23 protein-coding genes are annotated in these 26109 nt (G+C 72.7%); 5 read left to right on the forward strand and 18 right to left on the reverse strand.

What is annotated here, in order from left to right:
• Nucleotide 1: 1 nt before the first annotated feature.
• Both O7615_RS05205 and O7615_RS05210 read right to left on the reverse strand, forming a co-directional pair.
• A complete protein-coding gene (locus O7615_RS05205) occupies nt 2–1384 on the reverse strand; it encodes a DUF58 domain-containing protein (RefSeq protein ID WP_278176137.1) in 1383 nt (460 codons plus the stop codon).
• Nucleotides 1385–1390: 6 nt separating this feature from the next.
• Nucleotides 1391–2398, reverse strand: a complete 1008-nt coding sequence (locus tag O7615_RS05210) for a MoxR family ATPase (protein WP_278176138.1) — start codon at nt 2396–2398, stop codon at nt 1391–1393.
• Nucleotides 2399–2622: 224 nt separating this feature from the next.
• On the opposite strand from O7615_RS05210, the gene O7615_RS05215 reads away from it, so the two are divergent.
• Entirely contained in the window at nt 2623–3819 is a 1197-nt protein-coding gene (locus O7615_RS05215; protein WP_278176139.1) for an IS110 family transposase, read from the forward strand.
• A gap of 5 nt (nt 3820–3824) precedes the next feature.
• Here O7615_RS05215 and O7615_RS05220 read toward each other — a convergent pair whose 3' ends face one another.
• The 9 genes from O7615_RS05220 to eno all read right to left on the reverse strand — a co-directional run bounded on the left by O7615_RS05220 (nt 3825) and on the right by eno (nt 10828).
• Nucleotides 3825–4418, reverse strand: a complete 594-nt coding sequence (locus O7615_RS05220) for a hypothetical protein (protein ID WP_278176140.1) — start codon at nt 4416–4418, stop codon at nt 3825–3827.
• A 22-nt stretch (nt 4419–4440) separates the two neighbouring features.
• Nucleotides 4441–5169 carry a DUF4129 domain-containing protein gene (locus O7615_RS05225; protein ID WP_278176141.1) on the reverse strand — a complete coding sequence of 243 codons (729 nt, stop codon included), beginning with the start codon at nt 5167–5169 and terminating at the stop codon, nt 4441–4443.
• Nucleotides 5170–5245: 76 nt separating this feature from the next.
• Nucleotides 5246–5959, reverse strand: coding sequence for a uracil-DNA glycosylase (locus tag O7615_RS05230; protein WP_278181975.1), 714 nt, complete (start codon nt 5957–5959; stop codon nt 5246–5248).
• Between the two features lie 19 nt (nt 5960–5978).
• Nucleotides 5979–6665, reverse strand: a complete 687-nt coding sequence (locus tag O7615_RS05235) for a dienelactone hydrolase family protein (protein WP_278176142.1) — start codon at nt 6663–6665, stop codon at nt 5979–5981.
• A 111-nt stretch (nt 6666–6776) separates the two neighbouring features.
• The gene (locus tag O7615_RS05240; RefSeq protein ID WP_278181976.1) at nt 6777–7721 is read right to left on the reverse strand and encodes a Ppx/GppA phosphatase family protein; all 945 of its coding nucleotides are present in this window, start codon (nt 7719–7721) and stop codon (nt 6777–6779) included.
• A 57-nt stretch (nt 7722–7778) separates the two neighbouring features.
• The gene (locus O7615_RS05245; protein WP_278181977.1) at nt 7779–8294 is read right to left on the reverse strand and encodes an amino-acid N-acetyltransferase; all 516 of its coding nucleotides are present in this window, start codon (nt 8292–8294) and stop codon (nt 7779–7781) included.
• 20 nt (nt 8295–8314) lie between these two features.
• On the reverse strand, nt 8315–8872 hold the full coding sequence (locus O7615_RS05250) for a DUF501 domain-containing protein (protein WP_278176143.1): 558 nt from the start codon (nt 8870–8872) through the stop codon (nt 8315–8317).
• Nucleotides 8873–8894: 22 nt separating this feature from the next.
• Nucleotides 8895–9515, reverse strand: a complete 621-nt coding sequence (locus tag O7615_RS05255) for a septum formation initiator family protein (RefSeq protein ID WP_278176144.1) — start codon at nt 9513–9515, stop codon at nt 8895–8897.
• Between the two features lie 29 nt (nt 9516–9544).
• On the reverse strand, nt 9545–10828 hold the full coding sequence (gene eno, locus O7615_RS05260; RefSeq protein WP_278176145.1) for a phosphopyruvate hydratase: 1284 nt from the start codon (nt 10826–10828) through the stop codon (nt 9545–9547).
• Nucleotides 10829–11049: 221 nt separating this feature from the next.
• Between eno and O7615_RS05265 the strand changes: the two genes are divergently transcribed.
• A complete protein-coding gene (locus O7615_RS05265; RefSeq protein ID WP_278176146.1) occupies nt 11050–11742 on the forward strand; it encodes a hypothetical protein in 693 nt (230 codons plus the stop codon).
• Between the two features lie 10 nt (nt 11743–11752).
• On the opposite strand, the gene O7615_RS05270 is transcribed toward O7615_RS05265, so the two are convergent.
• From O7615_RS05270 to mfd, 4 genes are all read right to left on the reverse strand, one after another.
• A complete protein-coding gene (locus O7615_RS05270; RefSeq protein WP_278176147.1) occupies nt 11753–13372 on the reverse strand; it encodes a DUF885 domain-containing protein in 1620 nt (539 codons plus the stop codon).
• A gap of 84 nt (nt 13373–13456) precedes the next feature.
• Nucleotides 13457–14428 (reverse strand): nucleoside triphosphate pyrophosphohydrolase, encoded by a 972-nt coding sequence (locus O7615_RS05275; RefSeq protein ID WP_278176148.1) that lies wholly within the window; start codon nt 14426–14428, stop codon nt 13457–13459.
• Between the two features lie 2 nt (nt 14429–14430).
• Nucleotides 14431–15195, reverse strand: coding sequence for a hypothetical protein (locus tag O7615_RS05280; protein WP_278176150.1), 765 nt, complete (start codon nt 15193–15195; stop codon nt 14431–14433).
• A gap of 13 nt (nt 15196–15208) precedes the next feature.
• The gene (gene mfd / locus O7615_RS05285) at nt 15209–18913 is read right to left on the reverse strand and encodes a transcription-repair coupling factor (protein ID WP_278176151.1); all 3705 of its coding nucleotides are present in this window, start codon (nt 18911–18913) and stop codon (nt 15209–15211) included.
• A 186-nt stretch (nt 18914–19099) separates the two neighbouring features.
• On the opposite strand from mfd, the gene O7615_RS05290 reads away from it, so the two are divergent.
• Both O7615_RS05290 and ppc read left to right on the forward strand, forming a co-directional pair.
• Nucleotides 19100–20023 (forward strand): cyclase family protein, encoded by a 924-nt coding sequence (locus O7615_RS05290; RefSeq protein WP_278176152.1) that lies wholly within the window; start codon nt 19100–19102, stop codon nt 20021–20023.
• Nucleotides 20024–20125: 102 nt separating this feature from the next.
• Nucleotides 20126–22912: a phosphoenolpyruvate carboxylase gene (ppc, locus tag O7615_RS05295; RefSeq protein ID WP_278176153.1), complete on the forward strand. Its 2787-nt coding sequence runs from the start codon at nt 20126–20128 to the stop codon at nt 22910–22912.
• A 43-nt stretch (nt 22913–22955) separates the two neighbouring features.
• Here ppc and O7615_RS05300 read toward each other — a convergent pair whose 3' ends face one another.
• The 3 genes from O7615_RS05300 to O7615_RS05310 form a co-directional block, all read right to left on the reverse strand.
• The gene (locus O7615_RS05300) at nt 22956–23696 is read right to left on the reverse strand and encodes a hypothetical protein (protein WP_278176154.1); all 741 of its coding nucleotides are present in this window, start codon (nt 23694–23696) and stop codon (nt 22956–22958) included.
• A gap of 73 nt (nt 23697–23769) precedes the next feature.
• Nucleotides 23770–24408 carry a hypothetical protein gene (locus O7615_RS05305; protein ID WP_278176155.1) on the reverse strand — a complete coding sequence of 213 codons (639 nt, stop codon included), beginning with the start codon at nt 24406–24408 and terminating at the stop codon, nt 23770–23772.
• Nucleotides 24401–24733: a PadR family transcriptional regulator gene (locus O7615_RS05310; protein ID WP_278176156.1), complete on the reverse strand. Its 333-nt coding sequence runs from the start codon at nt 24731–24733 to the stop codon at nt 24401–24403. Before O7615_RS05310 ends, O7615_RS05305 begins: the two co-directional genes overlap by 8 nt.
• 107 nt (nt 24734–24840) lie before the next feature.
• On the opposite strand from O7615_RS05310, the gene O7615_RS05315 reads away from it, so the two are divergent.
• Entirely contained in the window at nt 24841–26013 is a 1173-nt protein-coding gene (locus tag O7615_RS05315; protein WP_278176158.1) for a DNA recombination protein RmuC, read from the forward strand.
• Nucleotides 26014–26109 lie beyond the last annotated feature (96 nt).

Genomic DNA, 26109 nt, shown 5'->3' on the forward strand with positions numbered 1-26109 from the left:
GTCACCCCACCCTCGGGGCGGTGGCCAGTCTCGCCACGTCGCGTAGCACCTGGTCGAGGCTGCCCGCGCCGGCCCACGGCACCACCGGCACCCCGTGCTCGCGCAACTGCGCGATCATCGTGTCGCGGTCCAGCCGCCACAGCCGGTACGCCACCTCGGCCCAGCCCCGGTCCTTCGGCGGTGACAGGTCGGCGGGGAGGGTGTCCACGGCGACCACGAACCGTCCCGAGCGGGCCAGCCGGGCCAGCATCTGCGCCGAGCGCTCCTGCAACAGTGGCGTGAGCACCACCACCAGCGCGTCGGCGGAGAGCAGTTGGGGCCCGAACACCTGGTCGTACGGTTCGTGGGGGGACGACTGGGCCTTGACGTCCAACAGCCACTCCAGCACGGTCAGATACTGCCGGCGCCCGGTCGCCGGGCGCAGCCGGCGGGCACTCGGGCCGTACTCCAGCAGCGCCACCCGGTCGCCCCGGTGCAGGTAGTGCTCGGCGATGGCGGCGGCCGCCCGGACCGTGGTGTCCAGCACCGACGCCGTGCCGGCGATCCCACCGGAGCGGCCCGCCTCGGCCAGCACGTCGAGCAGCACGACCACCTCGGCGTCCCGGTCGGAGAGGGTGGCCGCCACGTGCAGCTGCCGGGCCCGCAGCGACACCCGCCAGTCGATGCGGCGCAGCCGGTCGCCCGGGGCGAAGACCCGCACCCCGGCCAGCTCACCGCCCTCACCGGGGCGACGCGAGTGGTGCGCGCCGACCAGCCCGGCGGCCCGGGGCATCGCCTCGACCGCCTCGAACGGCTCGGTCTTCGGGTACACCTTGGACCGGATCGGCTCGGCGATCACCGCGCGCGAGACCAGCAGGCCCTGCGCGGTGGCGACCCGGGCGCCCGCCGGGCCGATCCGGTGCCGGCCCCAGCGCAGCGCGGTGCCGGCCAGCTCCAGGTCGACGGCGGTGTCCGGGGCGACCGAGGTCACGAAGGGGCGGTCCGCCAGGGCCACCCGACCGCCACCGGCGGGGCGGTTCGACCCGGCGACCGCGCCGCCCGCGAGGCTCGCGCGTTCGATCCGCAGCCAGGGCGAGACCCGGGTACGCAGCACCGCGACGTCGTAGCCGACCGCGCCCGGGTTGCCGACGCTGACCGTCGCGGCCGCCTCGCCGCCCTCCACCAGATGCCCGTCGTCGGCGCCGATCCACACCCGGGGCAGCTCGGTGGGCCGGCGACGCAACGCGTACGCGGTGCCGAGCGCGAACGGTGCGGCCAGCACGATCAGGTCCACCCGGCCCAGCAGCACCGCGGCGGCCAGGAGCAGGCCGGTGAGCAGCACCGCCCGGCCGAACGCCCAGGTGGGCGTCCAGTTGGCCGGTACCGGTCGGTCCGCGGGGCTCACAACGGGTCAGTCTCCCTGCCGACCGGCGGCGTAGCTGGGCAGGGCACCGCTGGCCGGTGCCGGGGTGCCGTCGAGAACCTCACCGACCACGAAGGACGGATCGACCCGACGCAGCCACATCTCCGGCCGCAGGGTGATCCGGTGCGCCAGCGCCGGTGCCGCCACGTCCTTGACGTCCTCCGGCACCACGTAGTCCCGACCGGAGAGCACCGCCCGGACCCGGGCCAGCAGCAGCAGCGCCAGCGAGCCCCGCGGCGAGGCGCCGACCAGCACCGACGGGTGCTCCCGGGTGGCCGCGGTCAGCGCCACGATGTAGCGGCCGACCGAGTCCTCCACCACCACGTCCTCCAGCGCCGCCTGCATGGCGCGCAGCGTGCCGGCGTCGACGACCGGCTTGATCTCGGCCTCCTCGCGGCGGCGCGCCATCCGCCGGCGGAGCACCTCCCACTCCTCCTCCTGCGCCGGATAGCCGAACGACACCCGCAGCAGGAACCGGTCCAGCTGCGCCTCCGGCAGCGGGTAGGTGCCCTCGTACTCGATGGGGTTGGCGGTGGCGAGCACGTGGAAGGGCTCGTCCAGCCGGTACGTCACGCCCTCCACCGAGACCTGCTTCTCCTGCATCGCCTCCAGCAGGGCCGACTGGGTCTTCGGCGGGGTCCGGTTGATCTCGTCGGCGAGCAGCAGGTTGGTGAAGACCGGCCCGGCCCGGAACGTGAAGTCGCCGCTGCGTTGGTCGTAGAGGAACGAACCGGTGACGTCGGCGGGCAGCAGGTCGGGGGTGAACTGAAGGCGCCGGAAGTCCAGCCCGAGCGCCTGGGCGAAGGAGCGTGCGGTGAGCGTCTTACCCAGGCCGGGCAGGTCCTCCAGGAGCACGTTCCCGCCGGCGAGGATGCCGGCGAGGACCAGCTCCAGGGCGTCCCGCTTGCCGACCACGACCTGACCCACCGCGTCCAGTACCGCCCGGGCGAGGCGACCGACCTCGGTGGGGGGCATCGTGCGGCCGACGTCGTTCATCAGGTCCTACCTTCTTGATCGTGATGACCGCCCTGTTCGTAGGGTTGGCTCATCCGGGGGTGCTGGGTGTGGCTTTCATCGGGTTGCCGTTGATGGCTCAGGAGACCTGGCCGCCCAGCACCCCGCGACGACTCGGCCGCCGATTGGGAGTTGCGAGTAGATCGCTGTGTAGGACCATGCCGGCGAGGTCGTCTGCGGACCGACTCACCAACGAACTTGTGGAGGTGACCGTGCCCAAGGTGTGGGCCGGCGTAGATATCGGCAAGGCGCATCACCACTGTGTGGTGGTCGACCAGAACGGCGACCGGCTGCTGTCGCGGCGAGTGGCCAACGAGGAAGCGGAGTTGCTGACGCTGCTGGCCGATGTGCTGGCACTGAGCGACGAGGTCACGTGGGCGGTCGACGTGGCCGACGGCGGCGCGGCTCTGCTGATCGCCTTGCTGATCAACCATGAGCAGCGGCTGGTCTATATCTCTGGTCTCGCGGTGAACCGGGCCGCCGCCGGTTACCGCGGAACCGGCAAGACCGATGCCCGCGACGCCGCAGTGATCGCCGACCAGGCACGTATGCGCCGTGACCTCAGCCCGGTGCGCCCGGGAGACGAGGCGGCCGTCGAGTTGAAGATCCTCACCGCCCGCCGGAGCGACCTGGTCGCCGACCGGACCCGCACCATCAACCGACTGCGCGAGCAGTTGCTGAACATCTTCCCCGCGCTGGAACGTGCCCTCGACCTGACCAACCACGGCCCGCTGGTGCTGCTGACCGGCTATCAGACCCCCGCAGCTCTTCGCCGTGTCGGCGTCGCGCGGTTGCAGACCTGGCTGCGTAACCGCAAAGTCCGCTCGGCCGGCACCATCGCCGCCGCCGCTGTCGAGGCCGCCGACCGGCAACGCACCACGCTGCCCGGCGAGAAGCTCACCGCCCAGATGGTTCACACCCTCGCCAAGGAGGTGATCGCCCTCAACGAGAAGGTCAGCGAGATCGACAAGCTCATCGAGGGCCGGTTTCATGAGCACGAACTCGCCGAAGTGATCTCCAGCATGCCCGGCATCGGCGCGCTGCTCGGCGCTGAGTTCCTGGCCGCCACCGGCGGCGACCTCGACGCCTTCGGCACCCCGGACCGGCTGGCCGGCTTCGCCGGCCTGGCTCCCTCGCCCCGCGATTCCGGACGCGTCAGCGGCAACCTGCACCGCCCACGCCGCTACCACCGGGGCCTCCAGCGCGTCTTCTACACCTCCGCGCTGATCAGCATCCAACGATGCACCGAGTCGCGGCGCTTCTACGACCGCAAACGCGGCGAGGGCAAACGGCACACTCAGGCCGTACTCGCACTCGCCCGCCGCCGAATCAACGTCCTGTGGGCACTCCTGCGTGACAGACGGTGCTACCAACCCGTACCGCCTGCCGCTATCGCGGCTTGACAACGTCATTGGGAGGTCTTCTCCAGTTCGGCGACGATCGCCGCGAGGTCGCGCGGCGAAGGGGTACGGCGGGGCGGGGTGTCCAGGAACGTCCACAGCCGGTCGCCCAGCAGGGCACGGGCCCGCGCCGGATCCGACTCGCGGGTCACGCCGTGCTTCAGGCGCAGCCGCTCGTCGGCCAGCTCGGCCAGGCGGGGCAGGATCACGTGGGTGAACCGCTCCGGTCGCGTCCGGGACCACTCCAGGGGCAGTTCCCAGCCGTTGATGGCGGTGCGCAGCGCGTCCCGGGCGTCCCAGTTGTACATGCCGTCCTCCTCCCCGCCCCGGGTGTGCGGCCCGGTGCGGGTGGACTTCGGCGGCGGCGCGAGCGCGGCGACGATGCGGCGGACCACGATCAGCGTGACCACCGCGGCGACCAGCACCAGCAGCGACACCCGCAGCCCGACCGCGCGCAGCCCGGCGACGGAAACGACGGTCACGGCCGCGGTCACACCGAGGACACCGGCCACGGTACGCAACCGCCCGCCCGGGCGCGGCTCGGGCTGGACCGGCCGCTCCTCGGAGAAGCTGAGCAGGTCGTCGATGCTCGTCCTGCTCATGCCGGCACTCCGCTGCGCTCGCTCATGCCGGCTCCCGCTCGGTCGCCAGGGTGAGTTCGCCGCGTAGCCGGCGCAGGGCCGCGCGGGCCTGGTCACGGGTCCGTTCGTCGACCGGGCGGGTAGCGTACCGGGCCTCCCGGTAGACGTGCGCGAACTCGGCCAGCACGTCGGCGCTGACGATCGCCGGCACCCCGCTGGACGGGTCACCGCGCAGCAGCCGGCTGACCAGGTCGGTGGGGGTGTCGCCGGCCAGCCGGGACACCCCGGCGGTGGCCGCGGCCTCTTCGAGGCGTACCCAGCAGGCGATCACCGCGGTACGCGGGTCGGTGGCGCGATCGTCCAGCTCGACCAGACCGGCATCCACAGCCGCGGCCACCTCGGCGGCAGTGCCCCCGGCGCGGCGCCGCTCCGGCCGCGCGGGCAGCGCCCGGGTGACCCGGAGCGTCACCCCCCGCAGCACGGTCCAGGCCAGGTAGCCGAGGACGGCGAGCAGCGCCAGCCCGAGCAGCACCAGCGTCGCCGTGCCGAGCCAGGACGGAATCTCGGTGCGGGTCTGCTCGGCGGCCTCCCGGGGCTCGGCCGGAATCGACGGACGCGGTTCGTCGCTCGGGTACTCCAGGACGAAGGGCGCGTCCCCGGCGGCGGGCGGGATCCGGCTCGCGCCGATCGACGAGTGCGCGGCGGCCAGGGTGACGGCGGCGAGCAGGGCGATCACCACCGCTACCGGCCACCATCTGCGCAGGACGTCCATCCGACTACCTCCGGGCCGCCCGGGCGTACGGCGGGCGGTCGTGCGTACCGTCCGACATCGTCACCGCCCCGCAGCCTCAGTCCACCCCGGCCAATCGTTTCGCCCGGGCGAACACATCGTCCAGCATCCCTGGTGTCAGCCGCCCCGTGAAGGTGTTCTGCTGGCTGACGTGGTAACAACCGAGCAGTTCCGGTACGGCCGTGCCGGACCAGTCTGCCCCATGGCCGAACGACGGTCGCGGGCTGGGCGGACGGACGCCGTACACGTCACGCAGCGCCGGCCACCACGCGGCCCAGGCAAAGGCCCCCAGCGCCACCACCACCCGCAGCGTCGGCCGGATCAGTTCGACCTCGCGGCGCAGCCAGGGCGCGCAGGTGTCCCGCTCGACCGGGGTGGGCTTGTTGTCCGGCGGGGCGCAGCGCACGGCGGCGAAGATCCGGGTCTGCCGCAGCGCCAGCCCGTCGTCGGCGGCCACACTGGTGGGTTGGTTGGCCAGGCCGGCACGGTGCAGCGCGGCGAAGAGCACGTCGCCGGAGCGGTCGCCGGTGAAGATCCGGCCGGTGCGGTTGCCGCCGTGCGCGGCCGGAGCCAGGCCGAGGATCGCGATCCGGGCCGCCGGATCGCCGAAGCCCGGCACCGGTCGACCCCAGTACTCCTGCTCCCGGAACGCGGCCCGCTTCGTGCGGGCGACCTCCTCCCGCCAGTCGACCAGCCGGGGGCAGGCGAAGCAGTCGGCCACGGCCGCGTCCAGGTCGGCCAGATCGCCCGCCCGCGCCGCGCGGGCGACCACCTCGCCCGGGGTACGCGACTCAGCCAAGCTTGGCCCGGAAGAGTTCGAGGGTACGGGCCCAGGCGCTGATGGCGGCCAGCTGGTCGAACTTCTCCGGCCGGTCCTCGTTGAAGAAGGCGTGCGCGGTCCCGGGATAGTCGTGCAGTTGGCAGGTGCCGCCGCCGCTCTCGATGGCCCGGCGGACCGCCTGCACGCCCGGGTCGGCGGAGGTGCCGTCCGCCTCCGCGCAGTGCACGAGCGCGTCCTTGCCCGCGTAGTCGGCCCACTCGGCGCGCATGCCCTCCCACGGCAACCTCGGATAGAAGGCGGCGGTGGCGACGATCCGCTCGGAGACGTTCGCCGACCAGAGCGCCAGGCTGGCTCCGGCGCAGAAGCCGGCGCAGCCGACCTTGCCGGTGACCTCGATGCGGCCGGCGAGATAGTCGGCGGCGGCGGCGATCTCCCGCGCCGACTCGTCCATCTGCGGGCCGTTCAGCATCTGCTGAGGCTCGCTCGGCTTCCCGGCCGACTCGCCGTGCCGGAAGTCGGGAGCGAGCGCCACGAAGCCCGCCTCGGCGAACCGGTCCACCACGGACCGGATGTGGGGTACGAGGCCCCACCAGTCCTGAATGACGATCACCGCGGGGCTGGCCGCGCCGGTGGCGGGGATCGCGAGATATCCCTCACCCGTACCGCCATCACCACGGTAGGTAATCATCTCGCCCATTGGCCCGTCCTCCTAGCGGTCAGTCATCGTTGGCTGGTCGCCCAGTGGTCTTACGTGCCGGTAGCCTGCCACGCGGTGACCACCGCCGGGAAGATGCCGGAACAGTGGCATTCACCTCCCGTTCGCGTCTGCCAGGCTCCAGGCGATGCCGTCGAGGATGTCGTGCTCGGAGGCGACCACCGCGGCCATGCCCGCCCGTTCCATGACCACCCGGAGCACCAACGCGCCCGCGCCGATCACGTCGGCCCGGCCCGGGTGCATCACCGGGATGGCCAGCCGCTGCTCACGGGTCATCGCCAGCAGGTCGGCGGTGACCTCCGCCACCCGGTCGTACGGCACGCGGGCATGATGGATGCGGGCCGGATCGTACCCGGTGAGGCCCTCGGCGATCGCGACCACGGTGGTGACCGACCCGGCGAGCCCGACCAGCGTGGCCGCCTCCCGCCCGGGCACGGCCGCCAGCGCCCGATCCACCGCGACCACGATGTCGGCCTGCGCGGCGGCGATCTCGGCCGGGCCGGGCGGGTCGCCGTGCAGGTGCCGCTCGGTCATCCGCACGCAGCCGATGTCCACCGAGATCGCCGCGTCCACGCCCCCGTCGCGGCCGCCGACGACGAACTCGGTGGAGCCGCCGCCGATGTCCACCACCAGGTACGGCGACCGCGCGTCGGCCGGCAGCCCGCGCACCGCGCCGGTGAAGGAGAGCCGGGCCTCCTCGTCGCCACTGACCACCTCCGGCGCGACGCCCAACGTCCGCTCCACCATGGCCCGGAAGTCGGCCGCGTTCTCGGCGTCACGGCTGGCCGAGGTGGCGACCATGCGCACCCGCTCGGCGCCCCGCTTCTCGATCTCGGCGGCGTAGTCGGCGAGCGCGACCCGGGTCCGCTCGATCGCCTCCGGGGCCAGCCGGCCGGTGGAGTCCACCCCCTGACCCAGCCGGACGATCTCCATCCGCCGGGTCACGTCCACCAGGGGCGCGGCCGGCCCGGCCGACGGGTCGGGCAGGTCGGCGACCAGCAGCCGGATCGAGTTGGTGCCACAGTCGATGGCCGCCACACGCGTCGTCACGCGGAAACCCTACAGCGGGCGCCATGGCGCGGGAACGGGTCGCGGTCAGAGGCGCAGCAGCATGCGGGTGTTGCCCAGGGTGTTCGGCTTGACCCGCTCCAGGTCGAGGAACTCGGCGACACCCTCGTCGTACGAGCGCAGCAGCTGCTCGTAGACCGGGTGTGGCACCGGTGCGCCGTCGATCTCGGTGAACCCGAACGAGGCGAAGAACCGGGTCTCGAAGGTCAGCACGAAGATCCGGGCGATCCCCAGCTCCCGCGCCGCCCCGATCAGCTCGGCGACGATCCGGTGCCCGATCCGCTGCCCCCGGTAGGTCGGATCGACCGCCACCGTACGGATCTCCGCCAGGTCCTCCCACATCACGTGCAGCGCCCCGCAGCCCACCACCGTGCCGTCGGCGGCCCGGCTGGCCACCCGGAACTCCTGCACGTCCTCGTAGAGCGTCACGGTCGCCTTGCTGAGCAGCCGGCGATCGTCGGTGTAGGTGTCCACCAGCCGCCGGATCGCCCGTACGTCGGCGGTCCGGGCCCGCCGGACCACGATGTCGTCGGGGGTGGTCACGGCCGGAATCGGTGCGGCGCTCACCCGGCGTCCGGCACGTCGACGCAGCGTCCCGCCGTCCACCAGGGCTCGACCAGGGCCAGCGTCTCGTCGCCGAAGGGGTTCACGCCGGGACCGGCGCCGAGCGCGTGGCCAAGGTGGACGTGCAGGCACTTCACCCGGCCGGGCATCCCGCCGGCCGAGATGCCGGCGATCTCGGATACCTCGGCGATGGCCTCCCGCCGGGTCAGGTAGTCCTCGTGCGCGGCGCGGTAGCGGGCGGCCAGTTCAGGGTCGGTGACCAGCCGATCCGCCATCTCCTTCATCAGTCCGGCCGACTCCAGCCGGCTGCACGCGGCCGTCGCCCGGGGACAGGTCAGGTAGAACAGCGTCGGAAACGGAGTGCCGTCGGCCAGCCGGGGCGTCGTCTCCACCACGTCCGGCAGGCCGCACGGGCAGCGGTGGGCCACCGCCCGCGTCCCCCGGGGCGGGCGCCCGAGCTGCGCGGCCACCGCGGCCAGGTCCGCCTCGGTGGCCGGCTCCCGCTCCGGCCCGGGTATGGAGGCCGCCGCCGGTTCCTGCGGTGGTACGACAGTCACGGTGCCATCTCTCGTTCGGTGCTCACTCGTCGATCTGGTTGGCGTCGGCGGCCCGCACGCTGGACCAGAGGGTGTCGTACCAGGGGTCGGGAGTGGTCGAGGTCGCCGGGCCGTCACCGGTGCCCGCGTCGCCGGTGGCGCCCTCGGGAGCGTCGAGCAGGATCACCATCTTCTCGCCGGGCCGGCGCATGAAGAACCGCTCCCGGGCCTTGGCCTCGATGTACGCCTCGTCCTGCCACTTCTCCGCCTCGGTGGTCAGCTCGGCGATCAGCTTCCGCTGAGCCGCCTGCGCGGCCTCCATCCGCTCGATGTCGGCCTGCTGATCCAGATAGACGCGGACGGGATAGGTGTAGGCGAGCGCGAGCGCGATCAGCACCGCGAACAGCACGGTGGCGCGCCCGGTGAGACCTCGGGATCGGGGTGCGGACAGCCGCGTCACCGCACCGCCGGCCGCGGTGCGCCGGGCTGCGGCGGGCCGCTTGGCGGAGCGTACGCCCTCGGCACCACGGGTGGCCGACGGCGCCCGGCCGGCGGCGGCGCGCGACTCGGCGCGGACCCCGCTGTCGCGGACCGTGCCGGGACGCCCGGCGCGAGCCGGCCGGCGGACCGGGCGCTGACCACCCGGCGTGCGGCGCTGCTGCATCACACCCCTCCCCCGAGTTCCGGCACGTGTCAGGCGGAACGGTAACGCGGGAAGGCGCCCGCACCGGCGTACCGCGCCGCGTCGGCCAGCTCCTCCTCGATGCGCAGGAGCTGGTTGTACTTCGCGACCCGGTCGGAGCGGGCCGGCGCACCCGTCTTGATCTGGCCGCAGCCGGTGGCCACCGCCAGGTCGGCGATGGTGGTGTCCTCGGTCTCGCCGGAGCGGTGGCTCATCATGCACTTGAAGCCGGCCCGGTGGGCCAGGTCGACCGCGTCCAGCGTCTCGGTGAGCGAACCGATCTGGTTGACCTTCACCAGGACCGCGTTCGCCGCCTTCTCGGCGATGCCCCGGGCGATGCGCTGCGGGTTGGTGACGAACAGGTCGTCGCCGACGATCTGGATCCGGTCGCCGACCGCGGCGGTCAGCGTCTGCCAGCCGGTCCAGTCGTCCTCGGCCAGCGGGTCCTCGATGGAGACGATCGGGTACGCGTCGGCGAGCTTGGTGTAGTACTCGCTCATCTCCTCGGCGCTCTTGGCCGCACCCTCGAAGGTGTAGGTGCCGTCGGAGAAGAACTCGGTGGCGGCCACGTCGAGGGCGAAGACGATGTCGGTGCCGAGCCGGTAGCCGGCCTTCTCCACCGCCTCGGCGATCAGGTCCAGGGCGGCGGCGTTGGTGGGCAGGTTCGGCGCGAAGCCGCCCTCGTCGCCGAGCCCGGTCGACAGGTCCTTCTTCTTCAGCACCGACTTGAGCGCGTGGTAGACCTCGGCGCCGGAGCGCAGCGCCTCGCGGAAGCTGGGCGCGCCGATCGGCGCGATCATGAACTCCTGGACGTCGACGTTGCTGTCGGCGTGCGCCCCGCCGTTGAGGATGTTCATCATCGGCACCGGCAGCAGGTGCGCGTTCGGCCCGCCCAGGTAGCGGAAGAGGCTCAGGTCGGCGCTGCCGGCCGCGGCCTTCGCCACCGCCAGGGAGACCCCGAGGATGGCGTTGGCGCCCAGCTCGGCCTTGTTGTCGGTGCCGTCGATGTCAAGCATCTTCTGGTCGATCGCCCGCTGCTCGCTGGCCTCATAACCGATGAGCTGGTCGACGATCCGGTCCTCGATGTTGGCGACCGCCTTCTCCACGCCCTTGCCCAGGTAGCGGCCCTTGTCACCGTCGCGCAGCTCGATCGCCTCGAAGGCGCCGGTCGAGGCGCCGGAGGGCACCGCCGCCCGGGAAATCGTGCCGTCGTCGAGCCCGACCTCGACCTCGACCGTCGGGTTGCCCCGCGAGTCCAGGATCTCCCGGGCCTCGATTACCTCGATGGTTGCCACTGAGTCGCTCCTCGTTCGTGTGGTCTCGTCCGGTATGGGCCGCGACGGTGCGGCGGAGGAAGGTGTTGAACGCAGCGTATCGGTCCCCGCCCGCCGGCACGGCGACCGGGCGGGCCAACGGCCACGCTCGGCGCTCCGACAGGTCGGACATTCCCGGATTCTCGTGCCTCAACCGACAACGGGTTTGCACGAGTGGGACCTGATCGACCAGGCTGGTCGCCATGCCCGCCGCCTCGACCACCCTCCGTACGCTCGCTGTGTCGGTCATCGCGTTGCTCACCGTCACCGGCTGCCAGGCCCTGGACGACGCGGGACGCGCCATGGGGCGGGCCGACATCGTCAACGACCTCGCCGCCCGGATGGACCGGGCGCTGGAGCTGACCTACTCGGCGGAGTACCAGCTCCGCGGCGGGAAGACCGCCCTGTTCGCCCAGTCCCAGGATCCGGCACGGTCCAGCTACACCTGGCCGGGCGGGAAGCTGACGGTCACCGACGAGGCGACCACCCGCTGCAACACCGCCCGCGACCGGACGGTCTGCACCGTCGAGGCGCCGCCCGCCCCCAACAGCAAGCCCTCGGTGGTGGTCTTCGCCGAGGCCGAGTTGCAGGGGCTGGTCACGCCGCCGATGGTGATCGGTCGGCTGACCTCCGCCGCGCTGGACCCGGGCGCGGTCATCAGCGAACGCAGCAGCACGGTCGTCGGGTACCACGCCACCTGCGTCGACGTACGCCGCAGCGCGGAGAGCTTCACCGCCTGCGTCACCGGGGAGGGCGCGCTGGGCAGCTTCACCGGACAGCTCGACGGCCAGCCGGTCGAGCTGGCGCTGAGCCGCTACCGCGAGCAGGTCGACGGCGGCGCGTTCGACCTGCCGGCCGGCGCCGGCGTGGTGGACCGGCGGACGCCCGGCCCCTGACGCCGATCCCTCACCCGTCGAGCAGGGTGCGCAGGTGGCGCGGCGACGGGCTGCCGTGGGCGAGCATCTCGTCGTGCCAGTCACGCAGCGGCACGTCGTGCGGCCGGGCGGCGGCGACCTCGGCCAGCTCGCTGTAGCCCACGAAGTACGTGGACAGCTGGGTCGAGGTCAGCAGCGCACGGCGCCACTTGCCCGCCGCCTCGCCCTCCTCCTGGAAGCCGCGCCCGGTCAGCAGCGCCATCGCCTCGGCCTCGGGCACGTCCTCGGCGTGCACCAGCTGATCGAGCAGGGCGTTGAGGGTCATCCGCAGCTGCATCTTCAGTTGCTGCAACCGGACCGGCAGGCCACCGAAGCCGTGCCCGACCATCAGCTCCTCGGCGTAGACCGCCCAACCCTCGACGAACGGGCCGGAGCGGGTCATCGCCCGGACCCGGGTGGGGCCGGCGTAGCGGCGGGCGTGGGCGAGTTGGAGGAAGTGACCGGGCATCGCCTCGTGCACGGTCAGGTTGCGGATCATGTGGTCGTTGTACTCGCGGTAGAACGACTCCACCCGGTGCGCCGGCCAGTCGGCCGGGGTGGGCGCGATGCAGTAGAACGTCGGCACCTCGGCGGTCTCCAACCCACCGGGCGCGTCGCAGTACGCCACCGCCACGCCGCGGGCGAACTGCGGCATCACCTGGATGACGCACGGGTCCTCCGGCACGCTCACCAGGTCGTGCGCCCGGACGAAGTCGCTCGCCTCGTCCAGCGTGATCGAGGCCAGCTCGACGATGGTGTGGTCGTCGGGATGCTCGGCGGCCAGCAGGTCGAGTGCCCGGCGTACCGTCTCGTCGTCGGCCGGGCCGCCGACCAGCTCGACCGCCGCCGCCCGGATCTCCTCGGTGACCCGGTCCAGGTTCGCCCACGCGCGGCGCTGGATCTCGGCCGCGCCCAACTCGGTGTCCAGCGCGTACCACAGCCGCGCCTCCCAGCGGCGCCGGCCCAGCCGGGGGTCGCGGCCCGGACCGGCGTCGGCGGCCAGGCCGACGCGCAACCAGGCGACGAACTCCTCCAACCCGGCGAGCGCCGCGGTGGCCGCCGGCTCGATCCGGTCGACGAGTCCAGGTGCCTGCGCGAGCAGCGCCGGCACCTCGTCGCGGATCAGCGCCGCCGCGCCGGTGAACTGCCCGACCGCGGTCTCGGCGTGCACTCGGGGGATGTCGCGCAGCGTCGCACGCGCGGTCGCCAACGCGTCCGGTACGGCGGCGAGCCGTCCGGCGAGGGCGGTCAGCCGCACCTCCACCGGCGCGTACGGGCGAGCAACAAGCGCGTGCAGCAGCGGCCCGGGGTTGTGCGCGAGCGGATCCCACTCGTGCGCCCGGATCTCGGTCAGCTCGAACAGTTCCCGGTCGACCAGGGCGGCGAGCAGGGCGTGGTCGACCCGCTCCTCGGTGTCGAGGGCCTCGGCGTCGATCTGGCACAGCACGCTCGCCGCATCCGCCAGCATCGCCCGGTCCCCCGCCACCGCGTCGGCGGAGAAATCGGTCAACCGATCGTCATACCGGTGGTCCCCCACCGAGGTGGCCACCCCCGGCCGCCGAGCCAGCAGCGCCTCGACAACCCGCTCCCCCACCACCGAAAACCCCTCCACACCCCAACCCTACCCACCCCACCGCCGGGTTGATCATGAAGTTGTTACCCCGACACGCCGGGCGGGGCGACAACAACTTCATGATCAACCGGAGGATTCGGTGGTGCGGATGGTTTCCGCGTGGGTGAGGGTGGTGCGGCGGAGGGCGGCTTCGGGGTCCAGGTTGGACCGGTGCGCCTCGGCGACCAGGGCCAGCAGGGTGGCGCCCAGGGCGGCTTCGGGGTCGGGCTGGGCCTCGGGCAGGGGCAGGGGGGCGGTGAGGTTGGCGCGGGCGGAGCGCTCCAGGATCTTCGCCGCCAGGGCGAGCGCGGGCTGGCTCAGCACGATGCCGTCGAGCACCGAGTCGCGCGCCTTCTCCGTCTGCTTGATCCGCTCCCAGTTGGCGGTGATCTCCTCCAGCGTGCCGGCCTGCGCACCGGCGAAGACGTGCGGGTTGCGTCGCACCATCTTGTCGACCAGCCCACCGGCCACGTCGTCGATGTTCCACCGCTCGTCCTCGGGCAGCTCCTCGGCCAGCCGGGCGTGCAGCACCACCTGGAGCAGCACGTCGCCCAGCTCCTCGCGCAGCGCGTCGGTGTCCCCGGCGCTGATCGCGTCGTACGCCTCGTAGCTCTCCTCCAGCAGGAACCCGGCCAGGCTCCGGTGGGTCTGCGCCCGCTTCCACGGGTCGCCGCCCGGCGAGAGCAGCCGGTCCAGCACCGCCACCGCGTCGAGCAACCGGGCGCCCGGCGGATCCCACGAGCCGTACATCAGCTCCAGCTCCGCCAGCCCCGGTTCACGGGCCAGCCGCAGACCCAACTCCCGGGCGAGCGACTCGTCGCCGGCCGGCCCGGCGAGCCAGACCACCGTGTCGTGCGCGGCCGCCGCATCCAACAACGCGGGCACCGCCGGGCCGTCGAGCACCCGCACCTGCGCGCCCGCCGAACGCAACGCCGTGGTCAGCTCACTGTCCGCCCCCGCCAGCACGACAGCCGTGCGTACCACGTCCCAGGCGGTCGCCGTCAGCAACCCGGCCGGCAACCGGGGCGAGGTCACCAGCAGGACGATCCGGGGCATGCTCAGCCGTCGGTCGGGAGGGTCGGCTCGGTCGGCTCGGTCTGCTCGGGCCGGGGCCTCGGGGTGGAGATGTCGGTGACCGCGTCGGAGCCGGGCTCGCCCAGCGGCACGCCCACCGCCATGGCCTGCCCGGAGAAGCTCAGCACCGGGAACACCAGCGGGCGGTACCGGGGGTTGACCGTCACGTCGTACGTCTCGACCGCCTCGCTCAGCGAGTCGCGGTGGGCCAGGGCCTGGCGCAGCTGATCGCCGTCGAGCTGGGTGGCGGCCTGCTCGACGGTCACCTCGGGCGGTACGGCACCGGCCCGCTTACCCGCTGCCACCAGGTCGATCAGCTCCTGCTCGGTCGGGGCGACCGGCGCACCGACCGGGATCCCGGACAGGCAGCTGTACAGCTCGGCGACCTGCCGCACGTACCTGGTCTCGGGGTTCAGCCCGAGCCCCTGGGCGACCTGCGCGGGGTCGACCTCGCCCTGCGACCGGTAGCCCTCGGCGGCCGAGACCCGCTCGCAGACCTCGCTGAGCACCAGGGTGCTCACCACCTGGCTGCGCCCGGGCAGCTGCGGCTCCTGGCCGGGCAGCACATCGGCCGCCTCGGTCGGCGTCGGGTTCTTCGCCCGCGCGTCGTCGATCACCTCGGTGACGGCGTCCTCGGTGATCCGATGCTCACCGACATACGCGGCGACGCCGGGCTCGGAACGGCAGCCGGTGAGGGCGACGATGCCGACCGCCACGCTGGCGACGGCCACAAGACGGCGAACACGCATGCCGGCCACTCTCTCATGCCCCTCGTCCACTGGTCACACCGGCGGGGGCGCCGAGGACGTCGGTGAGAAGCTGGGCGCACCAGTCGAGCAGGGGCTGGTCGCGCAGCGGCTCGCCACCCACCCGGCGGGTGGTCGGGCGGGGCACGCTGACCTGGTCGAGCGCGGACTTGTAGACCGAGTCGGGGTGGTAGCGCTTGAGCCGCAGCTGCTTGGAGTCCGGCAGCGGCAGCGGGCCGAACCGAATGTGCTTGCCCTGCATGCTGACGTCGGTCAGGCCGTACTGGCGGGCCAGCAACCGGAACCGGGCCACCGCGAACAGGTTCTGCACCGGGGCGGGTGGTTCGCCGTAGCGGTCGGTCATCTCGGCGGTCACCTCGCGCAGCCGCTCCTCGTCACGGGCCTCGGCGAGCTTGCGGTACATCTCCAGCCGCAGCCGTTCCACCCCGACGTAGTCGTGCGGCAGGTGCGCGTCCACCGGCAAATCAATCCGGACATCGTCCACCAGGCCGTCGGACTCCGGCCGCTCGCCCTTGAACGCCGACACCGCCTCGCCGACCATCCGCACGTACAGGTCGAACCCGACGCCCTCGATGTGCCCGGACTGCTCGCCACCGAGCAGGTTGCCGGCACCCCGGATCTCCAGGTCCTTCATCGCCACGTACATGCCGGCGCCCAGCTCGGTGTGCTGGGCGATGGTGGCCAGCCGCTCGTGCGCGTGCTCGGTGAGCGGCTTGTCGGGCGGATAGAGGAAGTACGCGTACGCCCGCTCGCGGCCCCGGCCGACCCGGCCACGGATCTGGTGCAGCTGCGCCAGGCCGAGCAGGTCGGCCCGCTCCACGATCAGCGTGTTGGCGTTCGGGATGTCGATGCCGGACTCCACGATCGTGGTGCAGACCAGGACGTCGTACTCCTTCTCCCAGAAGCCGACCATGACCTTCTCCAGGGCGTCCTCGCCCAGCTGGCCGTGGGCCACCGCCACCCGGGCCTCGGGCACCAGTTCCCGCAGTCGCCGCGCCGCCCGCTCGATCGACTCGACCCGGTTGTGCAGGTAGAAGACCTGACCGTCGCGGAGCAGTTCGCGGTGGATCGCGGCGGCCACCTGCCGGTCGTCCTGCGCGCCGACGGCGGTGAGCACGGGGTGCCGCTCCTCCGGCGGGGTGGCGATGGTGGACATCTCCCGGATGCCGGTGATCGCCATCTCCAGGGTCCGCGGGATCGGGGTGGCCGACATGCTCAGCACGTCGACCGAGGCCCGCATCGACTTCAGGTGTTCCTTGTGCTCGACGCCGAAGCGCTGCTCCTCGTCCACGATGACCAGACCCAGCGACTTGAACCGGGTGGCCGCCGCCAGCAGCCGGTGGGTGCCGATGACGATGTCGGCGGTGCCGTCGGCGACCATCGCCAGGGTCTGCTCGGCCTCCTTCGGCGTCTGGAACCGCGACAGCTGCCGGATGGTCACCGGGAACTGGCTCATCCGCTCGGCGAAGGTGTTGTAGTGCTGCTGCACCAGCAGGGTGGTGGGCACCAGCACGGCGACCTGCTTGCCGTCCTGCACCGCCTTGAACGCCGCCCGCACCGCGATCTCGGTCTTGCCGTACCCGACGTCGCCGCAGATCAGCCGGTCCATCGGCACGCTCTGCTCCATGTCCCGCTTGACCTCGTCGATGGCGGCGAGCTGGTCGGGGGTCTCCTGCCAGGGGAAGGCGTCCTCCAGCTCCCGCTGCCACGGGGTGTCCGGGGCGAAGGTGTGCCCCTTGGACGCCTTCCGGGCGGCGTAGAGCTGGATCAGCTGGGCGGCGATCTCCCGGACCGCCTTGCGGGCCCGCGCCTTGGACTTCTGCCAGTCCGAGCCGCCCATCTTGTGCAGGGCGGGCTGCTCACCGCCGACGTAGCGGCTCAGCTGGTCGAGCTGGTCGGTGGGGACGAAGAGGCGGTCGCCCGGCTGCCCGCGCTTGCTCGGCGCGTACTCGATGACCAGGTACTCCCGGGACGCACCGTTGACCGTACGCTGCACCAGCTCGACGTACCGGCCGATGCCGTGCTGCTCGTGCACCACGTGGTCGCCGGCCCGCAGCTCCAGCGGGTCGATGGTGTTGCGCCGCCGGCTCGGCAGCTTGCGCATGTCCCGGGTGGAGACGCCCCGGCCGCCGGTCACGTCGCTGCCGGTGAGCAGCACGAAACGCGCCGCCTCGTCGACGAAGCCACCGGTCAGGCTGCCGCAGGTGACCAGCAACTCACCCGGGCCGGGCGCGGCCGGCACCTGCTCGGTCAGCCTGGCCCCCAGGCCGCCGTCGCGCAGCACCTCGACGGCCCGCTGGGCGGGACCGTGGCCCTCGAAGACCAGCACGATCGACCAGCCCTCGCCCGCCCACCGCTTCAGGTCGTCGACCACCCGGGCGGTCTCGCCGTGGTAGAGCGGTGCGGGCTGGGCGGCCAGCGCCACCGCGATCGCGTCGTCGGGCGTGACGTCGACCGCCTCCGGCGCGTCCTCCCAGGGCTGCCGGGCCGGGCCGTCCTGCGGCGCTGCCAGCCCGAACGGGGAGAGCGTCCACCAGGGCTGGCGCAGGGTCGCGGCGGTCGCGCGTACGTCGGCCAGGGTGCGGAACGCGGCGGCGCCGAGGTCGATCGGGGCCTGGCCACCGACGGCGGCCGCGGCCCAGCTGGCCGCCAGGAACTCCTCCGAGGTACGCACCAGGTCGTGCGCCCGGGTGCGGATCCGCTCCGGGTCGCAGAGCAGGACGTGGGTGCCGGCCGGCATGCAGTCCAGCAGCAGTTCCATCGAGTCGTCGCCGATCAGCACCGGCGCGAGGGACTCCATCCCCTCCACCGGTACGCCGCCGGCCAGCTTGTCCAGGATCTCGGCCAGCTCCGGGTGCTGCCCGGCCAGCGTGGCGGCCCGCTCGCGGACCGCCGGGGTGAGCAGCAACTCCCGGCAGGGCGGTGCCCAGAGCTGGGCGACCTGCTCGATGGTGCGCTGGTCGGCGACGGCGAAGGTGCGGATCTCCTCCACCTCGTCGCCCCAGAACTCGACCCGGGACGGGTGCTCGTCGGTGGGCGGGAAGACGTCGAGGATGCCGCCCCGCACGGCGAACTCCCCCCGCTTGGTGACCAGGTCGACCCGCGCGTACGCCATGTCGGTGAGCCGGCGGGCCACCTGCTCCAGATCGGCCTCGTCACCGGTGGCGAGCCGCACCGGTTCCAGGTCGCCGAGCCCCTTGAGCTGCGGTTGCAGCACGGAGCGGACCGGTGCCACGACCACCCGCAGCGGACCGGTGCGCCCGTGCGCGTCGGTCGAGTCCGGGTGGGCGAGCCGGCGCAGCACGGCCAGCCGCCGGCCGACCGTGTCGGACCGGGGCGAGAGCCGCTCGTGCGGCAGCGTCTCCCAGCTCGGGAAGGTCGCCACCTGCTCGGGCGGCAGCAGGGCGCCGAGCGCAGCGGCGAGATCCTCGGCCTCGCGGCTGGTGGCGGTCACCGCGAGCACCGGCCGCCCCGCTCCCCCGGCCGTCCCGCCGCTGCCCTGGCCGCCGTCGGCGCGCGGGCCGCCGGTCTGGTTGTCGGGATCCGCCGCGACGGCGGCGACCGCGAACGGGCGCAGCGCCGGCGGGGCGGTCAGGTCGAGGCCGTCGACCTGGGCCGCACCGGAGCGCGCCAGGTCACGCACGCGGGCCAGGCCCGGGTCGGCCAGGGCGGCGGCGAAGAGTCCGCTGAGCGCAGTCATGATCACTTCCGGAACGGGGACACGACGATCACCCCGCGTCCAGCCGGACGGGGGGTTATACCGGTCGACACTATCTCTCCCCGCCGACGATCCGCCTGAGTCCCCGGCTACTGCCGGGCCGCCCGCCGCCGCCACGTCGGTAGCAGGATCTTGACGCCGGTTCGCGTCTGTGGTCGGCTGCCGGGCATGAGCGGGAAGTTTCGGGTGCAGTTCGACGCGGAGGTCGCGTTCGCCAACGGCGGCGGCCTGCGCACCGAGGGGTTCCGGCTGGACATAGCCGGTGACGGGATCGACGACGCCGACCTGGCGGCGCTCTTCGTCCGGCATCTCGGCCTGCTGATGGTGTCCGACGTGCGGATCACCAACAAGACGATCATCCAGGAGGCGCACAAGGGCGGTCGCGCCGTCGCGGACGCGGCGGGTGGCACCGCAGGTCGGCGACTGGTCGAGTTGAGTCACGTGGTCACCGACGGGATGATCACCCTGCCCGGCTGGCCGGCGCCCCGGATCAGCGACTGGCTGACCCGCGAGGCGTCCCGGGAGCGTTACGCACCGGGAACCGAGTTCCACGTGGCCCGGATCGACATGATCGCCAACACCGGCACGTACCTGGACGCCCCCGCGCACCGGTACGCCGACGGCGCCGACCTGACCGGCATACCGCTGGACCGCCTCGCCGACCTGCCGGGGATGGTGGTCCGGCTGCCCGCCGGCACCCGGGCGGTCGACCGCCTGCTGCTGGCGCCCTACGACGTCGCCGGCCGGGCCGTGCTGCTGCACACCGGCTGGGACACGCACTTCGGCACCGAGCGGTACGCCGCGCCGGAGGCGCCCTACCTGACCGGCGAGGGTGCGCAGGCGCTGGTGGACGCGGGCGCCGCCCTGGTCGGCATCGACTCGATCAACATCGACGACATGAGCCCGGCGGCGGGCGGCGAACGCCCCGCGCACAGTGCCCTGTTGGCCGCCGGCGTCCCGATCGTGGAGCACCTCACCGGCCTCGACGGGCTCCCACCCGACGGCTTCCGCTTCACCGCCACCCCACCCAGGGTGGCCGGCATGGCCACCTTCCCCGTCCGCGCCTTCGCAACACTCGACCCGGGAACATGATGAAGGCGACAGCCCAGGGCCCCTCCTTCTGACCGGCGTCGCGCGGATACGATCGGGGTAGTCGGACAGCGCTGTCCTTCGTCCTGACGTAAGGAGCGCATGGTGACCGACCAGCACGATCACGACGGCCCGGACGCCGCCCTGCGCGCCGACATCCGCCGCCTGGGCACGCTGCTCGGGCAGACCCTGGCCCGCCAGGAGGGCCGCCCCCTGCTCGACCTCGTCGAGGAGATCCGCGCCCAGGTCCGCACCGACGCCCCGGCCGCCGCCCGGCGGCTGGGCGGGCTCGACGTGACCACCGGCACCAAGCTGGCCCGCGCCTTCTCCACCTACTTCCACCTGGCCAACATCACCGAGCAGGTGCACCGCGCCCGCGACCTGCGCCGCCGCCGCGCCGTGCACGGCGGCTGGCTGGACCAGGCGGCCAGGATGATCGCCGAGCGCGGGGTGCCGGCCGAGGAGATCGCCGCCGTGGCCCGCCGGTTGGCGGTACGCCCGGTCTTCACCGCCCACCCCACCGAGGCGGCCCGCCGGTCGATCCTGTCCAAGCTGCGCGCGATCGCCGACGAGCTGGACACCGAGACGGCCAACGCGATCCTCTACGGCGCCAGCGACGAGGGCCCGGCGAACCGGCGGCTGGCCGAGCTGCTCGATCTCATGTGGCAGACCGACGAGCTGCGCCTGGACCGGCCGGATCCGACCGACGAGGCCCGCAACGCCATCTACTACCTGCGTGACCTGTTCGCCGAGGCGGCCCCGCAGGTGCTCACCGACCTGGCCGAGACGCTGCGTACGCTCGGCGTGGAGACCTCGCCGACGGCCCGGCCGCTGACCTTCGGCACCTGGATCGGCGGCGACCGGGACGGCAACCCGTTCGTCACCCCGACGGTGACCCGCGAGGTGCTGGCCATCCAGCACGAGCACGGCCTGACCGCCACCGAGGCGGCGATGGAAGAGCTGATCAACGAGGTGTCGGTCTCCCGCCGGCTGCGCGGGGTGTCGCTCGACCTCTCCGCCAGCCTCGCCGCCGACCTCGACGCGCTGCCCGAGGTGGCGCCCCGGTTCCGCCGGGTCAACGCCGAGGAGCCGTACCGTCTCAAGGCCCGCTGCGTACGCGCCAAGCTCGCCAACACCCGGGCCCGGCTGCGCCAGGGCACGCCGCACGTGCCGGGGCGGGACTATCGCGGCTCGGCCGAGCTGATCGCCGACCTGGAACTGCTGCGCGCCTCGCTGGCCCGCAACTCCGGCCAGCTCACCGCCGTGGGGCGGCTCGCCGCCACCATCCGTACCGTCTCCGCGTTCGGCCTGCACCTGGCCACCATGGACGTCCGCGAGCACGCCGAGAAGCACCACGAGGTGCTCACCCAGTTCTACCGGGCGGTGGGCGAGGTCGACGACTATCCGTCGCTGAGCCGGCTGGAGCGCACCAAGCTGCTCGCCGACGAGCTGACCGGCCGCCGGCCGCTGTCCACCGTGGACACGCCGCTGAGCGAGACGGCCCGCAAGACGTTCGACGTGTTCGCCACCATCCGCGACGCGCAGGACCGGTTCGGCGCCGAGGTGATCGAGTCGTACATCATCTCGATGACCCTCGGCGTGGACGACGTGCTGGCCGCGGTGGTGCTCGCCCGCGAGGCCGGGCTGGTCGACGTGCACACCGGCCGCGCCCGGGTCGGCTTCGTGCCGTTGCTGGAGACCCCGGCCGAGCTGAACTCCGGCGGCGAGATGCTCGACGAGCTGCTGTCGCTGCCGGCGTACCGGGCGCTGGTGGCGGCCCGGGGCGACGTGCAGGAGGTGATGCTCGGCTACTCCGACTCCAACAAGGAGGCCGGCATCACCACCAGCCAGTGGTCCATCCACCGGGCGCAGCGGGCGCTGCGGGACGTGGCCGCCCGGCACGGGGTGCACCTGCGGCTCTTCCACGGCCGGGGCGGCACCGTGGGGCGCGGCGGCGGCCCGACGCACGACGCGGTCCTGGCCCAGCCGTACGGCACGCTGGACGGTGCGATCAAGGTGACCGAGCAGGGCGAGGTCATCTCCGACAAGTACACGCTGCCCGCGCTGGCCCGGGAGAACCTGGAACTGACCGTGGCCGCGGTGCTCCAGGCGACGCTGCTGCACACCGCACCCCGGCAGCCGGCCGAGATGCTGGAACGCTGGGACGCCGCGATGGACGTGGTCTCGGAGTCGGCGTTCCGGTCGTACCGGTCGCTGGTGGAGGATCCGGACCTGCCGGCGTACTTCTGGGCGTCCACCCCCACCGAGCTGCTCGGCGCGCTGAACATCGGCTCCCGGCCGGCGAAGCGGCCGAACACCGGCGCCGGGCTGTCCGGGCTGCGGGCCATTCCCTGGGTGTTCGGCTGGACCCAGACCCGGCAGATCGTGCCCGGCTGGTTCGGGGTCGGCTCGGGCCTGGCCGCCGCCCGCGAGGCCGGCCTGGCCGACGTGCTGGCCGAGATGCACCGCAACTGGCACTTCTTCCGCACGTTCCTGTCGAACGTCGAGATGATGCTGACCAAGACCGACCTCAGCATCGCCCGCCGATACGTGGAGACCCTGGTGCCGAAGAAGCTGCACCCGATCTTCGCCAAGATCGAAGAGGAGTACGAGCTGACCCGGCGCGAGGTGCTGGCCGTCACCGACTCCCCCGACCTGCTGGAGAACTCCCCGGTGCTGCAACGCACCCTCGCCGTACGCGACACCTACCTGGAGCCGCTGCACCATCTCCAGGTGGCGCTGCTGCGGCAGTACCGCGAGTCCGGTGCGGCGGGGCGAGCGGTGGCCACCGCACCGGGCAGCCGGCGTGCCCCCAGCGACGGCACCGCTTTGGAACGCGCCCTGCTCACCACCGTCAACGGCATCGCCGCCGGCATGCGCAACACCGGCTGACGGGGCGGCGCCTGCCGGACACCGGTCGCCGTCGACGCCAGCGTCAGAAGTCGCCGCCGCCGAAGTCACCACCGAAGTCGCCATCGAAGTCACCGAAGTCGCCGCCACCGACATCACCGGCGCCGACGTCGCCCGGGTCGACCGCCTCGCTGGCGGCGCTGGCGTCGTAGCCGGGGTCGCCGAAGGAGGGCGAGAAGAGGGCGTCGGCGATCAGCATGCCGCCGAGTACGCCGACACCGGCGCCCAACGCCGTCTTCCACCACGGAGTGGAGTACCAGCCCGCCGGCACCGGTCGGCCCCGCACCTGCCCGCCGGGGTAGTAGTACGGAGTGTCCTGGCCGGGTTGCGGGCCGGCCTTGAACGTCTGGCCCTGCACGTCCACCTGACGCGGCACGGTCAGCTCACCAGCGCCACTTGCGGCGGCCAGCGGTGGCAGGGCCGGCCCCGGGTCGATGCCGAGCGCCAGCCGGGCCGCCCGGATGTAGGTGAGCCCTTCCACCGCGCTCTCCCGGGCAAGTCGATACTGCGTGATGGTCCGCGCCTGCTCCAGTTGCGAACCGGCGGCGTGGTAGCGCTCAGCGGCATCGGCCAGCGCCTGGCGTACCGCCGGGTCCTCACCGCTGAGGTTCATCACCTGGCCGCCGAGGCGTTCGTACCACCGGCGGGCGTCGGCCTGCACGTCGGCGAGGCTGCGGGCGTCCCGCGCCGCGCGTTCCCGCCGCCACCAGATCAGCACGCCGCCGAGCAGCGCCACCACGACAGTCAGCAGCAGAAGTTCCACCACTCCAACCTACCCAGCCGGCGCCATCGTCCCACCTGCTAGATCCACCGACCGGGTCCGCGCCCGGCAACCTGCGTCACATGATCGAACGCAGGGCGCCGTTGCCGAGCAGGAGCGCGATGACCGCGAGACTCAGGTAGGTCAGGCGGCGCAGGGTCCGGCGCCGCTGCGGCGCCCGCGACAGCAGGACAGCGGTGGTCAACTGGCCGGCCAGCACCATCAACGGGGCGAAGAAGAGCAGCCCGTCGCGCTGGGATCCGCCGAAGGCCGGCGTCGGATACACCGAGCGAAGCGCGGAATCGACCATGCCGGGCCAGGTGACCGGCATCCGATCACCGACGATCGCCTGCGAGGCGGTCGCGAGGAAGTCGTACGCCACCAGGAGCACCAGGACGATCGCGCTACCGCGCAGCACCGACTCCCACCATTCCAGCGGCGTCGGCCAGGATGCCGACCGGAGACCCGACAGGAGCCCACCCGGTACGACCTGCGCCGAGGAACGCAGTTCGGCTGCGTACTCCCGGGGCGATTCCATCGCGACGTGCTCGGGATTCTCGCGCAGATGCGTACGCAGATCGTCGACCAGTTCGCGCCGACGACGCCACGGCACGTCCAGGAGAAGGTTGTCCACCGCGGCGACGTACGCCTGCACGTCCACCGAACCGGCCGGCGTCATCTCGCCGGAATCCACACCGGCCTGCCCCGAGTCACCCATCTTCTCTCCTCATCTCCAACAGCAGATTGACCGCCTGGGCGAGACGCGACCATTCCGCCTCCGCCGCGTCCAGGCTGGTGCACCCCTTCGGGGTGATCGCGTAGTACTTGCGGGCGGGGCCGGCGGTCGACGGCACCAGCCGGGCGGTGACCAGTTCGTCCTGCTCCAACCTGCGGAGCACGCCGTAGACCGACGGATCGCCGAGCGGTGTGATGCCCGCCTTCCTGAGCAGCTCCAACAACTCCAGCCCGTACACCTCGCGGCGAGAGATCGTCGCCAGGACGGCGACCTCCAGCACGCCCTTGAGCAGTTGACTTGACTTCACCTAATCTTTATAGCGCAGTACCATGCATTGCACAATACTGGTTTCCACCGGCGAGGCGCGGGCGCCGGTCGGGGCGGGAACGGCTCATCTTTGGCAAGCTCGTCAGGATGGAGCTCTCGACCCTGGCGGTTGTCGTCGTCTGCCTCGGCGCCGGTGGCGCGGTCGGTTGGTTCGCCGCCCGGTCGCGCTCGGCCACCGAGATCGCCCGGCTGGACGCCACCCTGCGGGCGACCCGCGAGGGTGAGGGGCGGCTGGAGCAGTCGATGCGGGCGTTGAGTTACGAGGCGACGGCACAGTCGCAGGAGGCGGTCGCCCGGGCGGTGGCCCCGCTGCACGAGACCCTGCGCCGCTACGAGCAGCGGGTGGCCGAGCTGGAGCACGACCGGGTCGACGCGTACGCCGAGCTGCGCGAGCAGGTGCGCTCGATGAGCGCCGTCTCGGGCGAGCTGCGCACCGAGACCAAGCAGCTGGTGGCGGCGTTGCGAGCACCGCAGGTACGCGGCCGGTGGGGCGAGCACCAGCTGCGCCGCATCGTCGAGGCCGCCGGTATGCTGGAGCATTGCGACTTCTCCGAGCAGGTCACCGCCGCCACCGACCACCAGACCGTACGCCCCGACCTGGTGGTCCGCCTGCACGGCGGCCGGACGGTGGTGGTGGACGCCAAGGCGCCCTTCGACGCGTACCTCACCGCCATGGAGGCGCGCGACGAGCGTGGCCGTGACGCCCAGCTCGACGCGCACGCGAAGCACCTGCGGGCGCACGTCGACGCGCTGGCCGCCAAGTCGTACTGGGCCGCGTTCGAGTCCACTCCCGAGTTCGTGGTGCTCTTCGTGCCGGCCGACACGTTCCTCGACGTGGCGCTGCAACGCGACCCCACGCTGCTGGAGCACGCCTTCGCCCGTAACGTGGTGCTCGCCACGCCGGCCACCCTGGTCGCGCTGCTGCGTACGGTGGCCTGGTCCTGGCGGCAGGAACAGCTCGCCCGCAACGCCGTGGCGGTGCACTCGCTGGCCCGAGAACTGTACGGGCGGCTGTCCACCCTCGGTGACCACGTCGGCAAGCTCGGCGCCTCGCTCGGCGGCGCGGTGACCGCGTACAACCGGGCGGTGGGTTCGCTGGAGGCGCGGGTGCTGGTGAGCGCCCGCAAGCTGGCCGAACTGGGCGTGTCGGATCAGGAGCTGACCGTGCCGGGGCAGGTGGAGCTGGCACCACGGCAGCCCCAGGCACCCGAACTGGTGGCCGACGATTCCACAGCGGATGGTCGAAGTCGGTCGAACTAGTCGAGCCCTTACCACCTTCGATGTGACAATACGCGTCTCGCGTATCACGAGATGGTCACAACGTACCCGGCGGTAGTGACATCGATGGTCGACACC

This window comes from Micromonospora sp. WMMD1082, assembly GCF_029626175.1.
Classification (GTDB): Bacteria; Actinomycetota; Actinomycetes; order Mycobacteriales; family Micromonosporaceae; genus Micromonospora.